The 16,872-nt window shown below is 42.0% G+C and carries 16 protein-coding genes and 2 pseudogenes; 1 reads left to right on the top strand and 17 read right to left on the bottom strand.

The annotated features are described in order from the left end of the window. Positions 1 to 7: 7 nt before the first annotated feature. Together M5V91_RS03645 and M5V91_RS03640 are read right to left on the bottom strand one after the other, a co-directional pair. Positions 8 to 3,226, bottom strand: a complete 3,219-nt coding sequence (locus M5V91_RS03645) for a DEAD/DEAH box helicase (RefSeq protein WP_284521722.1) — start codon at positions 3,224 to 3,226, stop codon at positions 8 to 10. 119 nt (positions 3,227 to 3,345) lie between these two features. Further along, positions 3,346 to 3,810, bottom strand: a complete 465-nt coding sequence (locus tag M5V91_RS03640) for a hypothetical protein (protein WP_009333627.1) — start codon at positions 3,808 to 3,810, stop codon at positions 3,346 to 3,348. Between the two features lie 102 nt (positions 3,811 to 3,912). On the opposite strand from M5V91_RS03640, the gene M5V91_RS03635 reads away from it, so the two are divergent. Then, positions 3,913 to 4,659, top strand: a complete 747-nt coding sequence (locus M5V91_RS03635) for a uracil-DNA glycosylase family protein (protein WP_251174957.1) — start codon at positions 3,913 to 3,915, stop codon at positions 4,657 to 4,659. Between the two features lie 75 nt (positions 4,660 to 4,734). Here the strand turns inward: M5V91_RS03635 and M5V91_RS03630 are convergent. The 15 genes and pseudogenes from M5V91_RS03630 to cysI form a co-directional block, all read right to left on the bottom strand. Next, a pseudogene (locus M5V91_RS03630) lies at positions 4,735 to 5,354 on the bottom strand (LysE family translocator). Between the two features lie 100 nt (positions 5,355 to 5,454). After that, a pseudogene (gene trhO / locus M5V91_RS03625) lies at positions 5,455 to 6,403 on the bottom strand (oxygen-dependent tRNA uridine(34) hydroxylase TrhO). Positions 6,404 to 6,537: 134 nt separating this feature from the next. Beyond that, a complete protein-coding gene (locus M5V91_RS03620) occupies positions 6,538 to 7,563 on the bottom strand; it encodes a DUF2332 domain-containing protein (protein WP_009333623.1) in 1,026 nt (341 codons plus the stop codon). Positions 7,564 to 7,578: 15 nt separating this feature from the next. Continuing rightward, the gene (locus M5V91_RS03615) at positions 7,579 to 8,142 is read right to left on the bottom strand and encodes a histidine phosphatase family protein (protein ID WP_019382547.1); all 564 of its coding nucleotides are present in this window, start codon (positions 8,140 to 8,142) and stop codon (positions 7,579 to 7,581) included. Positions 8,143 to 8,223: 81 nt separating this feature from the next. Then, entirely contained in the window at positions 8,224 to 8,973 is a 750-nt protein-coding gene (locus tag M5V91_RS03610) for a GNAT family N-acetyltransferase (RefSeq protein ID WP_284521721.1), read from the bottom strand. Beyond that, a complete protein-coding gene (locus tag M5V91_RS03605; RefSeq protein ID WP_251174961.1) occupies positions 8,970 to 9,458 on the bottom strand; it encodes an NUDIX domain-containing protein in 489 nt (162 codons plus the stop codon). The genes M5V91_RS03610 and M5V91_RS03605 overlap by 4 nt, the downstream gene beginning before the upstream one ends. Before the next feature lie 22 nt (positions 9,459 to 9,480). Further along, entirely contained in the window at positions 9,481 to 10,227 is a 747-nt protein-coding gene (locus M5V91_RS03600) for a class I SAM-dependent methyltransferase (RefSeq protein WP_019382543.1), read from the bottom strand. Then, the gene (locus tag M5V91_RS03595; RefSeq protein ID WP_019382542.1) at positions 10,220 to 10,696 is read right to left on the bottom strand and encodes a GNAT family N-acetyltransferase; all 477 of its coding nucleotides are present in this window, start codon (positions 10,694 to 10,696) and stop codon (positions 10,220 to 10,222) included. Before M5V91_RS03595 ends, M5V91_RS03600 begins: the two co-directional genes overlap by 8 nt. Before the next feature lie 30 nt (positions 10,697 to 10,726). Next, positions 10,727 to 11,371 (bottom strand): hypothetical protein, encoded by a 645-nt coding sequence (locus M5V91_RS03590; RefSeq protein ID WP_251174963.1) that lies wholly within the window; start codon positions 11,369 to 11,371, stop codon positions 10,727 to 10,729. A gap of 13 nt (positions 11,372 to 11,384) precedes the next feature. Continuing rightward, on the bottom strand, positions 11,385 to 11,501 hold the full coding sequence (locus M5V91_RS31075; protein WP_500797316.1) for a glycine zipper domain-containing protein: 117 nt from the start codon (positions 11,499 to 11,501) through the stop codon (positions 11,385 to 11,387). Between the two features lie 125 nt (positions 11,502 to 11,626). Continuing rightward, entirely contained in the window at positions 11,627 to 12,148 is a 522-nt protein-coding gene (locus M5V91_RS03585; protein WP_009333614.1) for a DinB family protein, read from the bottom strand. A gap of 62 nt (positions 12,149 to 12,210) precedes the next feature. Further along, positions 12,211 to 12,684: a GyrI-like domain-containing protein gene (locus M5V91_RS03580; RefSeq protein WP_251174965.1), complete on the bottom strand. Its 474-nt coding sequence runs from the start codon at positions 12,682 to 12,684 to the stop codon at positions 12,211 to 12,213. 14 nt (positions 12,685 to 12,698) lie between these two features. Further along, positions 12,699 to 13,859, bottom strand: coding sequence for a pyridoxal-phosphate-dependent aminotransferase family protein (locus tag M5V91_RS03575; RefSeq protein WP_251174966.1), 1,161 nt, complete (start codon positions 13,857 to 13,859; stop codon positions 12,699 to 12,701). 53 nt (positions 13,860 to 13,912) lie between these two features. Next, positions 13,913 to 14,917, bottom strand: a complete 1,005-nt coding sequence (locus M5V91_RS03570) for a nuclease-related domain-containing protein (protein ID WP_009333611.1) — start codon at positions 14,915 to 14,917, stop codon at positions 13,913 to 13,915. 229 nt (positions 14,918 to 15,146) lie between these two features. Then, positions 15,147 to 16,868: an assimilatory sulfite reductase (NADPH) hemoprotein subunit gene (gene cysI / locus M5V91_RS03565; RefSeq protein ID WP_217025517.1), complete on the bottom strand. Its 1,722-nt coding sequence runs from the start codon at positions 16,866 to 16,868 to the stop codon at positions 15,147 to 15,149. Positions 16,869 to 16,872: the final 4 nt, after the last annotated feature.

Here is a 16,872-nt window from a genome sequence, read left to right as displayed (position 1 = left end):
TCTCCTTTTAGATCATTAATATTTCGCGTATATCTTCTTCCGTCAGTCTTCCGGCTGCACTTTCATTCGAATCGATGATTTCTTCAATTAAGTTTTTCTTTTTATCCTGAAGTTCATTCATCTTCTCTTCGATGGTGCCTCTCGACAATAATTTTATTACCTGGACGGTATTTTTCTGTCCTATGCGATGAGCCCGATCGGCTGCCTGTTCCTCAACGGCGGGGTTCCACCACAAATCATATAAGATGACTGTATCTGCACCAGTCAAATTTAGACCCGTACCGCCTGCCTTCAATGAAATCAGGAAAAAATCGCGCTCTCCCTCATTAAATCGGCGGCAGATTTCCACCCTTTCCGCGGAAGGTGTCTGTCCATCAAGGTAGAAAAACGGCAGATCCAGAAGGGCAAGTTCTCGGCCAATAAGATCAAGCATTTTAGTGAACTGCGAAAAAATAAGTACTCTTCTTCCAGACAATCTGGATTCTTCGATAATTCTCTTGAGCTGTTCAAATTTTGCTGAACTCCCTTTATATCCATCCACAAATAAAGCAGGGTGGCAGCAAATTTGACGGAGCCGTGTCAAATCAGCTAGGATTCTTATGCGGTTTTTTCTGAGTGTATCTTTATTTAAATGCTTTAAGGTATCTTCTCTCAGTTTTGCCAGGTAAGCTGCATAAAGCTTCTTCTGATCCGGCAGCAATTCAGCAGAATCAATAAGCTCCATCTTTTCAGGCAGCTCTGAAAGAACATCTTCTTTCAGCCTCCTGAGCATGAAGGGACGAACCCTTCTGGCAATCGTCTTCCGTGTTAAATTTCCGTAATCCTTTAAGCCGCCAAATAATTCAGGGAAGACAACATGAAAAATAGACCACAGTTCTTCCGCTGAATTTTCAACGGGTGTGCCTGTTAAAGCAAAGCGATACTTGGCTTTAATTTTCTTTACTGCCCTCGCTGTTTGGGTTACCGGATTTTTAAATGCCTGTGCTTCGTCGAAAAAAACAGTGTAAAAATCCTGCATTTCATACCATTTAATATCTTTAAGCACCAAGGGGTAGGAAGTAATCACCACATCAATGCCAGATAAATCCGTTTGAAGCTCAGCCCGTTCATTTTGAGTTCCATCGATGACAATAGCCTGGATGTCCGGTGTGAACTTCGTCAGTTCGCTTAACCAGTTATATGTTAAGGATGAAGGGCACACAATAAGTGCAGGAGCGGTATATTCCCGAATCTCCTTAAGGTCAGACTGAATAAAAGCAATGCTTTGCAGCGTCTTCCCCAGTCCCATATCATCAGCCAAAATGCCGCCAAATCCATAATGCGCCATTGTCTTTAACCATTTAAAGCCGTTTTTCTGGTATTCCCTCAAAATAGGATTCAGGATTTCCGGCACAGGAGTCTGGAGGCATGATGGATTCTGAAGCTCTTCTAAAAACTCCCTGAAGGATTCCTCATGACGGAACATCTCCTGATCACTAGCTGCCTCCAGCATTCTAAGACCAGATACAATCGGCATGTTCAAACCGCTCTCCAGATCCTCAGCCTGTTCAGGCACAGCTTTCAGAAAACGCTGGATTTCCTCAAATTCTTTTGTTTCCAAAGAAAGGAGCGCGCCATTTTTCAGGCGATAGAATTTCCGTTTCTCCTCAAGTGCAAATAATACATCCCGTATCTCCTGATCAGCTATACCGGTCAATTCAAACTTGAATTCCAGCCAATTCGTCCGCTCTTTTTTCATTTTTATCCGTATCTGCGGTTTGGCATTCTCCCTGAAAATACGGTTTCTGACAGACGTAGTGGCATATATTTGCACCAGTTTTTGCAGTTTAGGGACAACATGATAAAGGAATTCATATTCCAGCTCTTCATTTTGCAGAAAGTAGCCGCCATCCGTCTTTGCAAAGGAGCTTTCCTCCATAAGCTGAAGGATCTCATCCTCTAATTCCACATCTCTGATAATCCGCGTACCGCCTTTCGGCTCTCTGCTTTCAAGCGGATTGATCACGATATTTTCATAGTGAAATTCAATTCCTGCCAGAAGCCGGTTCCGCAGGCGATCTAAGTATAGCTTGGCAACCAAAGGTGTTTTCATAAATTTTTGTGACATGTCTTCAGAAATATGGACATCCCCCAGCTTTCTCAGTCCAGGGACCACTTTTTCCAGAAACAGTTCCATTTGTTCAGCAGCAATCGGAATCTGGCTTCTCCCGGCTGACTCCAGCATTTGTGTTAAATCATATAAACGCTGGCAATCTTCTTTATTGAGCGTGATTAATTTGCCGCCAGATAGAACAGCATAATACGAATCCAGGATCAGCATTCGATCCAGGCCAAAAACATTTAAATAACATTTCTCTTCTTTTTCGCTAAGCTCAAACCTTAAAGGCAGCCGTTCCTTTGAAAAAGCCATCCTTTCAAATGTTTTTCCCATTATCTCAAGCCTTACTATCTCAGCGAGCGCCAAAACAGGCTTCAAACGTTCCCACGATGATGGAGGGATTAAGAGCATATGCTTGGTCGCAGTATAATCGAAATCATCCATTAAAGCATTTATATAAATGGATTCATCGTGTATCAGCTGTATCAGCTGGTGAAGGACTGCATCAGATTCTGGCGGGAAACAATGCAAAGCGGGGTCATAGGTAAATGATAATGATAATAGGCTTGGTTCACCCTCTTTAACGGAGTGAAGAAATTGCCGGATATCAAGGACAGCTGTTGGGCCGATGGTACATTTTATTGCTAACAAATAATGCCCCTTCCCCAAATGAACAGGCACACATGTGAATTCCGGATGTAGCACCTGCCTGTTTTCAAAATGAAGCTGGTGACCGCTTGACCTTCTTGGCTGTTCACTGAAAAGTGTCATGAGACCATCCGTTAAGGCGTGTTCGGGAGAAACCCCAAGGGTGCCTGCTGAATCCTTTATCATGGGCGATCTGTGCTGCTGCATATCATAAATTTCCAGCAGCACAGCCGCTGCATGCTGGCATTCTTTATCAAACGAAGCTAGCTTTGGACAGCTGCACAATGTCTTAAAACTGTTTCCGGATGTTTTCTCGACCGAAACGAAAAAATCCTCACCAGCAGATACTGTTGCTTCACAAATATCATCATTGTATTTCTTTATCGTTACCTTCTTATTACGGAAAAAAGCGTCCCCTCTTTTGAAGGAGACAGTACCGCACATTTCTTTTATCAATTTGTGACTCAATTTAATATCCACAAATGTTCTCCTTCCGGGAATATGTATACTTAAATTGTATCACAGTCATCTGCCATAAATCATTTCATCTAACACAAAAAGGGAGAGCACATCCCCCTTATAGATCATCCTTTATACTGTTATTTAAGTTCCCCTTCAAACCTCGTAATCAGCTTATAGAATTTGACCATCAATAAAAGCAGCATGGGATCAAGTAAAGCTGCATGCCATAATCTCCACCAGCCATAATTAAAATATCCCCAGGGCTCGGGCAATAAAGCGATGACTTCATACAGCAAAATGGCAACTACCCAAAAGATAATATAAGAAAATCGTTTAATGAGATCCCCTCTGAAAGGATACCAATTCAGAAACATCATGTTAACCGGGGGTACAAGAACAATATGTGCCATCAATCCTGCCCAGTTTGGCTCCTTGTCAAAGTACCAGTATCCCCAATATTTAAACTCAATCATGACATCAAATATCAGCTGAGCTGAAATTGTGAATGTCCATATATGTAAAATTTGATTTTTAGTCAGACGCTTTTTTGTTGTAAATGCAATGAAATTAAAAAGAATGGCAGCTATTATCAGTCCAATCATGAGCAGAATCCTTTTTATTTGTTAATGTCTCTTAGATGGCTTTTATTATTCATGATTTGGTAACATTATTCATATACCAATTCATATTAGAAGGAGATCTTGATGGAGTGTTCATTACTTTCAAAGTATCTTCCGGCCATTGAAAAGCTGCCAAAAGGCGAGCCGCTGACAAAGGATCAATTAATGACTGAAGAGTTCTTAATAAGTCAGGGTGGGGATTTGGACATATATTATGCTCCGCACAACGAATATATCAATAAAGACGCAAAAATTGTGATCGTCGGGATTACTCCTGGATGGAGCCAAATGAGGATTGCCTTTGAATCATTCATGAAAGGACTGGCTGCTGAAAAAGAGCTTAATGCAATCCTGAAGGAGACCAAAAAGGCAGCCAGCTTTTCAGGAGGGATGAGGAGAAATTTAATAAGCATGCTAGATCAATGCGGTTTATATGAAGCACTGCACATTGATGGCTCTGATACACTTTTCGAGCGAAATAGACCGCTCCTTCACACCACATCTGTTCTAAAATATCCGGTTTTCTTCCGTGGCAATAATTATACCGGACACCAGCCTGATCTTTTAAAAACAGCGATGCTTGCCGAGTACGCAACAGAAGTATTCCCAGAAGAGCTGGCTCAAATCAATAGCCATGCACTCATTATCCCGCTGGGAATAACCGCCGAAAGGATCATCCGTCATCTATACACAGCCAAACAACTTACAGGACATATCATAGTATCAGGCTTTCCGCATCCTTCTGGCGCAAATGGGCACCGGGCTAAGCAGTTCGAACAGAACAAATATGCTATGACAGATTTAATTAGAAGATGGGGAGAACAGCTATAATCAAAGGTATAATTCCTCCTTTAAAACATAAAAAAAACTGCTTTAACCTATATTAGAGGTTAAGCAGTCCCTTCCTTAAGGCTGTTTCTCAAGTGCCAATTTAATGCCAAAGCCCATTAAAACCACACCAGAAACGCCTTGGATGGCATTATTAACAGAAGGTTTTTTCAGCCAGGCCCTGAAGAAGTCAATCAAATATACGTAGAAAAAGAACCAGATAATTGTGATAAGACTATATATTAAGCCCATCGCAAGAAACTGCGCAAAGTGATTCCCTTCCGTACTTAAAAATTGAGGAAAAAATGTTAAAAAGAATACAGCTACTTTTGGGTTGGACACACAAGTGAAAAATCCTTGAAGAAAATGGGACTTGTTCTTCTTATGCTTTCTCACCATGTCCGCTGATTCTTGTTTATTTGATAGAGACTTTAACGAAACGATGCCCAAATAAATAAGATATATCGCACCAGCATACTTAATAAAAGAAAAAATGTAAGCAGACTTTACAATTAATGCCGATAAGCCAAATACAACGGCCATTGTATGGACCATCAGCCCGGCGACAGATCCGAACATCGTTTTAATGCCGCTTTTTTCCCGCTCGAAATCGTGTTTTGAATTAGGATGCCAGTATCAGGTCCCGGCAAAATGACAAGCAGAAACGACATAAACAGAAATAACAGTAAATTCTCCATATCCCACCCACCTAAAAATTTTAAGAATATTATATCAGTTTTCATGAAATTTCCAATAAAAAAAGAGCAGATTCCATAAAGGAAAATCTGCTCCAAACATCTATGCTCTTACTTCTTCTAATCTTTCTTCCACTTCTGACTCGGAAAGGCCGTGTTCAGCAACATAACGGTTCCGAGGATGCGTGCGGCATTCATCAGAACAGCTGCGCATATATTTATGCTCATTTTCTTCAGAGCATAGGATTTTTTATTGCATGCAGGATTTGCACAGTTGACATAGCGTTCACATGGCTCGCCTGTGAAGTAGTCCTTGCCTACGATTACATGCTCCTTTTGGTTAACCGGAATGCCAATGCGATCGTCGAATACATATAGCTGGCCGTCCCAAAGCTCTCCCTGTACTTCAGGATCTTTTCCATAAGTGACAATTCCTCCGTGAAGCTGGGCTACATCTTCAAATCCTTCTTTTACAAGCCATCCGGAGAACTTTTCACAGCGGATGCCGCCTGTGCAATACGTAATGATCTTTTTATCACCAAGCAATTCTTTATTTTCACGGACCCATTCCGGCAGATCGCGGAAATTTTTGATATCCGGCCTGATCGCACCTCTAAAGTGGCCAAGATCAAATTCATAATCATTTCGTGCATCTAACACAATTGTGTCTTCATCCTGAAGTCTTTCGAAGAACTCTTTTGGCTCCAGGTATTTGCCTGTAACCTCGTTCGGGTTCACATCGTCTTCAAGGCGAAGAGTTACAAGCTCGGGACGGGCACGAACCTTCATCTTAGGAAATGCATGTCCATCTGCTTCATCTATTTTGAAAACCATTTCCGCAAAGCGCGGATCCTGCTTCATTGCTTCCATATACCTGTCGGTCTGTTCCACTGGTCCGGAAACAGTCCCGTTTATGCCTTCATTCGCAACAAGAATACGCCCCTTTAGGCCCAGCTCATTGCAAAAGCTTTATGCTCCTCTGCGAACTCCTCAGGGTCCTCAATCGGAACATACATGTAGTAAAGTAAAACTCTGTATGGTTTTTGACTCATTTGTATTTCCACCTATCACTTAATATTTGCAAGATATATCTGTTAATAGGTTAAAACAATATATACTTACCTAGATAAGTATAACAGATGCTGTCAAGTTTCAAAATTTTAGAGGTGCGAAATAGTAAGGAAGCTTAATTTAATTCCCATGTGAACCAGTGTCCATGCCCCTCGGTTTGGCCGACCAATTTCTTATATTCTTTGGAATCCAGATAATAATCCAGATGCAAATTCCGGTCCTGGATATTGTTATAAATATGAAAGATATCCCTGCTTTGTCCGCTTGCTTTTATTTTTCCAAGCAGATTCTCCTTTACATCAGCGGGCATTTGATTCGCCACATGGGTGTGGAAAACACAGATTGTGTGTTCATCAGGTATACCTTCAATCAGACTGGGCAAAAGCTCAACACCATCTCCTTCAAACAGGCTGATTGGATTTTCTTTCACACATTGGGCAGCTTTTTCGAATAAAGTTCTTCTCTCCTGGTGTTCTGGCCAGATAAGTGATTTCAGCCATAGAAAGTCTTCCCCATTATTCAGGTCATTTATATGCAGATCAACTCCAGTTCTTGAAGCTACCGGCGGCATTTCTGGCGGTAAAATCGGGACATGGCCTCCTTTAATTTCAGAGGATAATTGAACATTCGAGGCTGGATTTCCAAAAGTTTCTTCTGTACCATATGTGTAGCAGTATTTATCCCAAAGAAGCTGCAGGCCCGCGCTTGTTCCTATTTCAATCAAGGCCAGGGGCTTTTCGGTTTGCTGAAAGATCCAGGCAAACACAGGGTATAAGTAAGCACAGCGCCTAACTTCATTCGTCTGGACTAATTTTGCTTTTACTATTTCTTTAATTTCCTGTGAATTTAGCCTGCAGAAATCTTTAAAGCTTTGGAAAGATTCAAGAGGGTTTCTTGGATTCTCCACTAAGCTTGAATAATATTCCTTAAGTTCATGCTCTTTCCCGCTTAAAAGCAGATAATGAATGGCTCCAAGAAATAAATTCGGCACAGGCTGGCCTTCTCTCGCTTCAGATGCCAAAACCAGCAATTCTTCATCCTCTGCAATCTTGTAAGACAAGAACTCATAAAGCCCACTGGATCCATGACATTCATATTGTCCAAATGTTTTGAATCTGGTTGCCAGATTAGGTTTTACCATTCTACTTCCCCTCCGTTAAAAGATGTAAGTATCCGCATTCCAATGCTTTGAACCTGTTTTTCTCTTCCCGATCCACCCGGCTTCTTGAAGTTCCCTCGCAATTAAATGGTTGAAAAAACCGTGACCTACGAGAACAGCAAAGTGATGTTCTTTTGCAATAGAGGTTAATGTTGATGATGCATGCTTTGCCCGTAATTTTGCATCCCTGTATGATTCACAGCCCTGTGAATAGCCGCATAACCATAGTAGCCTTAATACCACAGCCCAGGTATTTGGCTTCAATCTCATACCCGGAAATTTATCGGCAGGTATGGGCAATTCAGTTTCCCTGAATAATGGATCTGTCTGTATCTTTGCAGAAGGATTTATGCTTTTGGCCGACTCGATTGACCTTTTTAAATCACTTGTAAGTAAAAAAGATGCTGAACTCCCTTTTTCAATTGCGTCAGAAGAACAAGTCTCACCCTCAAGAATCCCTAAGCGGTTGTATATTTCAACCCATTTTTTAAATTCACGGCTATTCATGCGGTGATTATCCATTTGCGATGACCTGCCATGTCTGATAAGTGTTATTTCCATTTAAAAACCCCAAAATTTATATATTTTTTCCTTTATGGATAATTTAATTAACATGGAGGTGAATACCATGCAGGAACAAGATTATCCAAACGTAAAACTCGGCGGCAAAAAGGTACACGAAAAAGGAAATGGCGGAGACCAGGTCCGTGGACATGAACAGGAAAACAGAAATGGCACATTTAATACAAACTCTAAATCAGATAGATAATGGAATGACGGGACACCCTCACAGTGGATGGAGGGTGTCTTTGCAGTTACGGCTTTTTTTGAATTTGATGCCCAATCCTTTTTTCTGATGATGTAATGGAAATATCGCTCTCCGTCGATTTCCATTTCTCCAGCATGCTGAAATCCGCACTTTTGCAGAACGCGAATGGAACTGGAATTGCTTGTTAATGCAACGGCATTCAGTTTTTCAAGAACTGTTTTTTCAAAAAGAAATCCCATTAGCCCTTTTGCAGCAAGCGTGGAATATCCTTTATTTCGGTAGTGTTTTGAGATGGCATAGCCAATTTCCCTGTTCGGCTCAGGCAATTCATCTTTTATTCCTGTATTGCAAAAGCCAATAAACTTTCCAGTTTCCTTTAGTATGATTCCCAAATTCAAATATCCTGCATCTTTCAGGGCAGGCATCGAGGACCTGAATTTTTTATTCGCAGGAATTTCATAATCCTCCATCCAGTTCATACGCTGTTCAAGCGTAGCCTGTGCACCCGGAATAAACTTATATACTTCCGGCTGTAAAGTAATTTCATAAAGCTCTGGCACATCTTCCATCCTGTATTCCCTAAGGATGACCTCACCGCAATCGATCATTATTTCTTCGTTCATTTTTTCTTCTCCATTGCGTACACATCCAGTGTGTGTTCTTCGATCAAATCTATGTTTCTTTTATGTTTAACATATTCCAAGATGTGAGCTTTCATATTAGGATACAATACTATATTGGACAGTTCAGAAAGCGGCACCCATCTAACTCCTGTCTGGTTAGGATCCGGGGCTGAAGGCATTTTAGGCAATGAGCCTTCCCTTAACTGACATTCAAACAGTAAGCCCAATGAATGTATCTGCCCATACCTGAATGCATTTAAGTTAGGGGCATATTCATAAACGAATGCCAATGGGCCGACCGTCACATCTACAGATGCCTCTTCTTTCGCTTCCCTTTTCACTGCATCAATAACAGATTCTTTGGGTTCAACCCCTCCTGCAGGCAAATTGTAATGAAGGCCTCTGTCATCCTGAAACTCAATCAGCAGAATCGAATTGTTTTCTATAATGACTGCACCTGCTCTGACTCTAATATGATAGGTCATTCGGTCTCATCCGCCTTTTCTTCTATAGCTTTCTGCATTTAATAATAAAAGCAGCGGGTATAGCTTTCGTTTTTTCATAGGAATACCACCGGTTGGAATGCCGCTGAACATCTTCTTCAGTAAGGCTGGCATCTTCAATTACCCTTTCAATCGCAAACCCGTTTTCTATTAATAAATTGATATATGTACTTAGTTTATATTGCTGCATAATGGCAGGCTGGTTCCAGGCTATATGCTGATAGGAGCCTTCCTCATGATAGGATTTATCCATAATTAATGCTCCATTTTCAGCCTTAATCCGGTTATACATCGGATGTTCCCAGCTGAATATAAACACCCCGCCTGATTTTAGGTAATGATGAATGTTTTTAAGCGTACAGTCTAAATTCGTGGTCCAGCCAATCGCATAAATGGAAAAAACGAAATCGAAGTAATCAGCAGGGATTCCCGGATTTTGTTCCATCGGGGATTCAAACAACTTTACTCGTGAAGATGAATTTACCAGAAGTTCCTTTGCGGATTCGATTTGCCTGGAAGACAGATCCAATCCCCATAATTCACCCGCTCCGCGCTGGTCCAAATATTTTAGGGAATGCCCGCTTCCGCACCCAATCTCCAGCATCTTTAAGCTGCGCACATCTCCGAACAATTGAAGATCATCTTCAGTTGGTGCCAGCGGTCCATATTCAGGCAGCGGATTGCGCCCATAAAACCTTTCAGCCGCTTCATCCCAGCTTTGCTTATTTATTTTTAGTGTTTCATTAATCATAAATATCTCCTTTTACAGAAAAATAGTAAACTTCTTCCTCTCCCCAAATCTCTCCAGTCGGGGAAAATCCGAAGTTTTTATACAGATTCCTTGCGTGATGATTATCTTTATGAACAGTCAAGCGGATTTCCTCGCATTGCGGAAATTTAGTTTTTATCCAGCCGATCATCTCGGCTAATGCTGGCCGTCCATATCCCCTGCCCTGATAATTTTTGTCAATAAAAAAACCGTTAATCCAATACATGTTAGCCGTGTCCGGTTCATAGGCATGCATGATAAAACCGACCATTTGTTCATTGTCATATATAGAAAATGGGATATACTCTATTGCATCCCCATCTGGTTTAATATATACCTTTGCAAGTGAAACAGCCGCTGAAGGAACGAAGTCACGCTGCGATTCTTTTACCTTCATCTTAATGGCTTCTTCCCAGTTGTCTCTTGTGACGGGTTTTAATCTTATGTTCATTTCTTCAGCACCTTCTTATAATTTCCTGTTTTAATCACCTGACTTAATAATGATGCTTACATAAGCGGCCTCTCCATTTTCAACGTGGTTTTTGATTTTTGACACATCGATCTCTTTCTCAATCCGGACAACCTTAGCTTCGTTTGGGAGCAATTTAACGTTACTAGGTTTACCGCTGTTCATCAGTGAAAGCATCTTTACATCCTCTTCAAATAAATATGTGTCATAAAAGCCGATAGTAAAAGACACTTCATCATTGCTGTAATTTTCAAATGGCAGCTCACAAGTTCCCTGCAAAGTATCTTCACCAATCATTACAAACTTACATTGACTTTCATCTTTTATATAGGAAACGGCATTGATGCCATTTGCCAGCGTTTTTTGACAAGCCTCTGCCAGAGAAGGAGGAAGAAGGGAAACGATGATGATAACGGCAAAAAATGATCGCAAATGATATTTTTCGAGTGAACGATGAAGCAAGACCATACCCAGCAGAAGTAAAAGGAGAATAAAAATCCCTGTATAATGAAATCCATCCGCTGAATTAATTGGAATATTTAAAATCATAACCCCTGCATTAACTAGTCGATTTTCATGTGGAAAAGGAAAGTTTAATGCCATGGAAATAACGATTAACACAATTGAAGTCAGAAAGAGCTTTTTATTTTTAATCAAGGCAGATCCTCCTTTACTTCTTTTCTGAGGATTCAAAGGATGCCCCAAAGGCGACTCCCACGGCAATACCCAATGCCCAATTTTCAAATAGCATTCCAAAAACTAGTCCCAGCGACAGACCGTATGCCATTCCGCTTGTTGAAAGGGCCCAATTTTTTTGTTCATAACTTTTAACCGCCTTTAAATGTTTTACCTTATATACGAACAAAAGGAACTATAGTTTCATATTTTTGGAAAAACCAGACGGTCAGCTTATCACCTCTGAGTTGCCAGCTGTCTTTTTATCACCCGGATTTGTCCGCGATGGCTAATTTCATCCTCCATGACGTGATACCAGAACCAATAATTATTAAAGGCTAATCCGTTGCTCCACTTTCCTTCTTGGTATAGCCAGCTATCCTGTTTAGATGTTAAAAGTTTTAGCGTTTTCTCTCTAATTGCTGACAGTTCCTCCAAGTAAAATTCAAGAGGATGATTATTAATTTCATTCCTTGCTTTCTCACCTAATTCATAAGCGGCGGCCCATTTTGAAAGTTCTTTTTCGTTAAGATCTCTATTTTCAAAAGTAATGATTTGGTGAACATATTCAACAAAAGCAATATGCTTCAGAAGTGCTCCTATTGAATTACTGTTTTCATCGGGAAGAAAATCCAGCTCTTTCTGTGTCAACCCAGCAACATCTTTGAGAGTCACAGACCTGGCATGTTCAAGCATTGATACAAGATTTCCTATTTTTTCATCGTAGCCCTTCATATGCTTAATTCGATAATCTATCACTTTTAAATTCTCCATTCTTCTTTTTTCAGGGAAAAGACTGCCGGGAAGGCAGTCTTTTAACATTATGATATCGTGTCAAGCAGCTCTATATCTAAATCCTCCATACTCTCCCAGCTATGATGGATTTCTATGTGCCACTTATTTTTCAGCCGCTTGTATCCCTTTTCTTCAATCCAGCTGTGCAATTCCCTATAGGTATTTCCAATCTCATCATTAGGTCCTTTGTGCCGGACAGAAGCATATTTTTGCGGTGGAATTTCTAATGAGAACATACCATCAGGTACACTTATAAATTCCTTCACCTCAATGCCAATCCAATATCCGTCTTCTTCAGTAGAGTCTTCCTCCACTTTGAAGGCACCAACAAGCCGATTTGGATTTACAGCTCCCTTAATTTCTGTAAGGCGGCCCAATAATAGATTTATAGCCTGCGGAATTTCGGCTAGATACTGATCCGGCGGGCATAAGACGCGGATCCCTATAAGTTTCAATTCTCCAAGTTCTGTCTCAGCCGCTCGCAAAGTCAAATCAGACATCTTTTCCCTCCTTATCAAGCAACAGGCAATGCAAGTTCTCTAAACCTATCAACTGCTTTTTGGATATCTGCTTCAAATCCCGCTTCGTTCATTGTTTCACCGATCAGCACAATGGCTTTTTCAAGCATATCTTCAGACGTAATCCCCATATGGCCAATTCGGAACGCTTTTCCTGCCAGATGAGCCAGTGCTCCCGCAACAATCACACCTTTTTTCGCAAGAGATGCACGGAATTCAGCATCATCCATTCCTTCAGGGTAAAGGATACAGCTGAGAGTTGCTGCTGCTGCATTTTCATCGGCAATTGCCCTCATTCCATATTCAGCAAGAGCAGCCCTGACCGCTTTACCATATGCTTCATGGCGCTTGTAGCGATTGTCCATTCCTTCAGCCAAGACCAGTTTCATGCCCTCATCATAGGCATAAATCAGATTAACAGGCGGTGTAGCAAAGTATTTTTTGGGGTCATGCATAATGGGAATCCAATTATAGATATCGCAATAGTAGGCAGGAACCCGTTCCATTTGTTCCCTTGCAGCCAGTGCAGTCCCATTGAATGCCACAACAGCGAGACCTGGCGGGACACCAATCGCCTTCTGTGAACCTGTCAAAACGACATCAATTTTCCCTTCGCCATACGATTTGCTCATATCCTCCTCCATTGCCGCTGTCGCACAGACCCCATCCAAAATAACAAGAGCCCCGTGCTTTTTAATGATAGGCACTAATGTATCCAAATCTGCCGCAACACCAGTTGAAGTATCAGCATGGGTAATCGTCACAGCTTTATAGGAATGGGACGCAAGTTTTTCCTCAACAGCTGCGGGATCCACCTGCTTTCCCCATTCGGACTGAATGATTTCTGCCTGGATTCCGAACGCCTTGGCTAACTGCTGAAAACGATCACCAAAGAAGCCCTGACTTATAATCAAAAGCCTTTCTCCAGCTGCAACCGTGTTGACCAGAGCCATTTCCATTGCTATCGTTCCTGAGCCAGAGATTACAAACACTTCCCCATCCGTCTTCAGCATCTCCCTGGTCTTCTCAATCGCACTTTTATAAATTGCTGCAAACCTGGGATCCGTATGCCCCCGTGTCTCTTGTGCCATTGCCTCATAAATCGAATCCGCAACAGGTGTCGGCCCTGGAATCAAAAGCATTTCCTCGTTTGGCATGAATATTCCTCCTTGATAGGTTTATAGATATCTAAATGTTTCGACATTTACTATCAAATACCTCTTTTAATTACCTTTTGATTGGTGTTTCCTTCGGAGAAAATCAGTGTATATCTTCTATTTTTATGAGCGCCGGTTTGCGGGAGGTTGAGGGATTGGAGGAGTCGGGTTGCGGTATAGGAAGAAGGAATATGCAGAAAGTTTCTGAGCTCCTTGTTCGTGATGGTATCCCCCAGCAGAAGGCTATAGTCATGCAATGCTTTGATATGCGCTTCTTTGCTGGTTATCTTGCATTTAGGACATCTCCAGGTGCGAATCACTCTTTCAAGAGGCAGATAGGTGCAAGAAGGGCAGAATACGCCCGTAAGAATTTCAGATTGATTAATCTGGAATCTTGATAGTATTGAACTTTCCTGTTCTGTATTTTGCTTTTTAAATAAACGAATGACCTTTTTAAGGAGTTTATCACTGATTTCTCTATTAATGGATTTTTCTATTTGCTCAATTTTTATAGGAAGAGTATTTCGGTGTATAACTTTATGGCTGAGGTCAATATGAGGAGGAATGACTTTAATTCCTGTATGCGGATTACTTATGACTACAAATGAATAGACCGGTAAATTTTCAATACTGACATTGGCATTAATCCAACTTCTAAGCTGCGATGCCTGTCTATTCACCTGAATTAAAGGGCAGGGAAAAACTTGCTCTTTTCCATTCTTTATACGAATCAATTGATTATATACCGTATCAAAATGCAGGATACCTGTTATATTTTTCACTTCAATTACTAGAGCAAACTTTTTTGTAAGTATAAGAGTATCGATTTGGAAAAATCGATCATTATCTGGCAGGCGGAGATCATGAAGGATAAAATATACCTTATTATCTAGAAAATCAAGAGGAAAATCCAATGAAACTTCTCCTTTATAGCCTGCAAGTCTTTTATTCAGTTCTTCGTTAATGATAGGAATTTTTGGGTGATGAGCTGGAAGCCTGCGGAGGAGAGCTTCTGTTTTACGGATTAAAAGAGGAACTTTTCGTTCTTTGAGGATCATTTTTTCACTCCATTCTTGTTTTATACTAAAAAATTCTGCAATACTCCTTCAAATCCTCTAAGAAAAAATCCGAAGGGAATGTTTATGTGCGGATAGCCAAAATTTATGTGCGGATAGACAATTTTGTGTGCTTATAGACAGAAAATATGTGCGGATAGAAATATTTACGTGCATTCGGCCCCGCACACAAACAAAAAAAGACAGGGCCCCCGCCCCATCTTTCTTCAGCTCAATCATGAAAATTAGTCCCGTCCGTTGTCGCTTCAATAATCCCTGCCCGGACCACGAAATCGCCAAAATGCTCGCCGTCCTGACGTTCACGGGCGTAGCGCGGCAGAATGGCACGCAGCTCGTTCAGGATTTCTTCTTCGCCAATGTTTTCGCGGTACATTTTGCTGAGGCGGCTTCCGTCAAATGCTGCCCCGAGATACATATTGTACTTGCCGACCGCCTTGCCGATAAATCCGATTTCGCCGAGTGCGTGACGGGCGCAGCCGTTCGGGCAGCCCGTCATGCGGATAGTGATTTCTTCGTTCCGCAAGCCTGCTTCGTCAACAATCTCATCAATTTTATCGACCAATACAGGAAGATAGCGTTCTGCCTCGGCCATCGCCAGACCGCATGTCGGAAGGGCCACGCAGGCCATGGATCCGCGGCGCAATGCACTATAGCGGCTTCCGTCTGTTAAGCCATACTCCTTAATCAGCGCCTCGATCTTTGCCTTATCTTTAGTTGATACACTTCCGATAATGAGGTTCTGATTGGCGGTCAGCCTGAAATCGCCTTTATGAACTTTGGCAATCTCACGCAATGCTGTCTTCAATTTATATCCGTCGAAGTCTGCCACACGGCCGCCTTCTATGAACATCGTAAAATGCCATTTTCCGCGGACACCCTTTACCCATCCGTAGCGGTCTCCGTTGGAATCAAACTTGAATCCCCGAGCTTCATCCAGCTTCCAGCCCAGACGGTTCTCCAGCTCTACAATAACTGTTTCCAGACCAAGGCGGTCTACCGTATATTTAAAACGGGCATTTTTCCGGACTGAGCGGTTGCCGTAATCACGCTGAATCGTTATGACCTTCTCAGCCACTTCGTAAATCTTATCAGGTGTCACAAAGCCGATCACTTTCGAAAGCTGCGGATAGGTCGCCTTATCTCCATGGGAGAAGCCCATTCCGCCGCCGATTGCCACGTTAAAGCCTGACAGCTTGCCGTTTTCCACAATGGCAATGAAGCCGAGATCCTGGGAAAAGACATCTATGTCATTGGAAGGCGGTACAGCAATCCCGATTTTAAATTTACGGGGCAAATAAAGCGGGCCATACATCGGCTCAACCTCTTCATCCACTTCAGGAGAGCCCGCTACTTTTTCTTCATCCAGCCAAATTTCATGATAGGCACGTGTGCGGGGCAGGAGGTCGTCACTTAGCATCTTTGCCAGCTCATACACTTCTGAATGAATTTCCGATTGATCGGGATTTGAGATACACATTACATTACGGTTCACATCGCCGCATGCCGCTATCGTATCAAGCATCGTCGAATGGATTGCCTGAATTGTCTTTTTCATATTCCATTTTAAGATTCCATGCATCTGGAAGGTCTGGCGTGTTGTCAGTTTTAATGTGCCGTTCCCATATTTCTCAGCTAAATCATCCACCACAAGCCATTGTTCAGGTGTTGCGACCCCTCCAGGAAGGCGCAGCCGGAGCATAAACTGGTAGGCAGGCTCAAGCTTTTGTTTCTGGCGTTCATTCCGCAGATCCCGGTCATCCTGCAGATAGCTCCCGTGGTGCTTCATTAATCTATTATCATCATCGGGAATTCCGGCGCTGATCCTGTCCTGCATAACTTCCGCCAGCGTTCCGCGCAAATAGTTGCTTCGATCCTTAATTCCCTCAACATCACTCGGAGGGCCATCCGGTGCTTTTAAGTTTGGGTTTACCATGCTG

The sequence above is a fragment of the Cytobacillus pseudoceanisediminis genome (assembly GCF_023516215.1).
Classification (GTDB): Bacteria; Bacillota; Bacilli; order Bacillales; family Cytobacillaceae; genus Cytobacillus; species Cytobacillus pseudoceanisediminis.
This window is presented reverse-complemented; position numbering and strand designations above follow the sequence as displayed.

Bases quoted from the DNA above. Each gene is read 5' to 3' on its own strand.
- M5V91_RS03640 (WP_009333627.1), bottom strand. From the start codon at position 3,810: ATGATTGGACTGATAATAGCTGCCATTCTTTTTAATTTCATTGCATTT.
- M5V91_RS03635 (WP_251174957.1), top strand. From the start codon at position 3,913: ATGGAGTGTTCATTACTTTCAAAGTATCTTCCGGCCATTGAAAAGCTG.
- M5V91_RS03620 (WP_009333623.1), bottom strand. From the start codon at position 7,563: ATGGTAAAACCTAATCTGGCAACCAGATTCAAAACATTTGGACAATAT.
- M5V91_RS03615 (WP_019382547.1), bottom strand. From the start codon at position 8,142: ATGGAAATAACACTTATCAGACATGGCAGGTCATCGCAAATGGATAAT.
- M5V91_RS03610 (WP_284521721.1), bottom strand. From the start codon at position 8,973: ATGAACGAAGAAATAATGATCGATTGCGGTGAGGTCATCCTTAGGGAA.
- M5V91_RS03605 (WP_251174961.1), bottom strand. From the start codon at position 9,458: ATGACCTATCATATTAGAGTCAGAGCAGGTGCAGTCATTATAGAAAAC.
- M5V91_RS03600 (WP_019382543.1), bottom strand. From the start codon at position 10,227: ATGATTAATGAAACACTAAAAATAAATAAGCAAAGCTGGGATGAAGCG.
- M5V91_RS03595 (WP_019382542.1), bottom strand. From the start codon at position 10,696: ATGAACATAAGATTAAAACCCGTCACAAGAGACAACTGGGAAGAAGCC.
- M5V91_RS31075 (WP_500797316.1), bottom strand. From the start codon at position 11,501: ATGGCATACGGTCTGTCGCTGGGACTAGTTTTTGGAATGCTATTTGAA.
- M5V91_RS03580 (WP_251174965.1), bottom strand. From the start codon at position 12,684: ATGTCTGATTTGACTTTGCGAGCGGCTGAGACAGAACTTGGAGAATTG.
- M5V91_RS03575 (WP_251174966.1), bottom strand. From the start codon at position 13,859: ATGCCAAACGAGGAAATGCTTTTGATTCCAGGGCCGACACCTGTTGCG.
- M5V91_RS03570 (WP_009333611.1), bottom strand. From the start codon at position 14,917: ATGATCCTCAAAGAACGAAAAGTTCCTCTTTTAATCCGTAAAACAGAA.
- cysI (WP_217025517.1), bottom strand. From the start codon at position 16,868: ATGGTAAACCCAAACTTAAAAGCACCGGATGGCCCTCCGAGTGATGTT.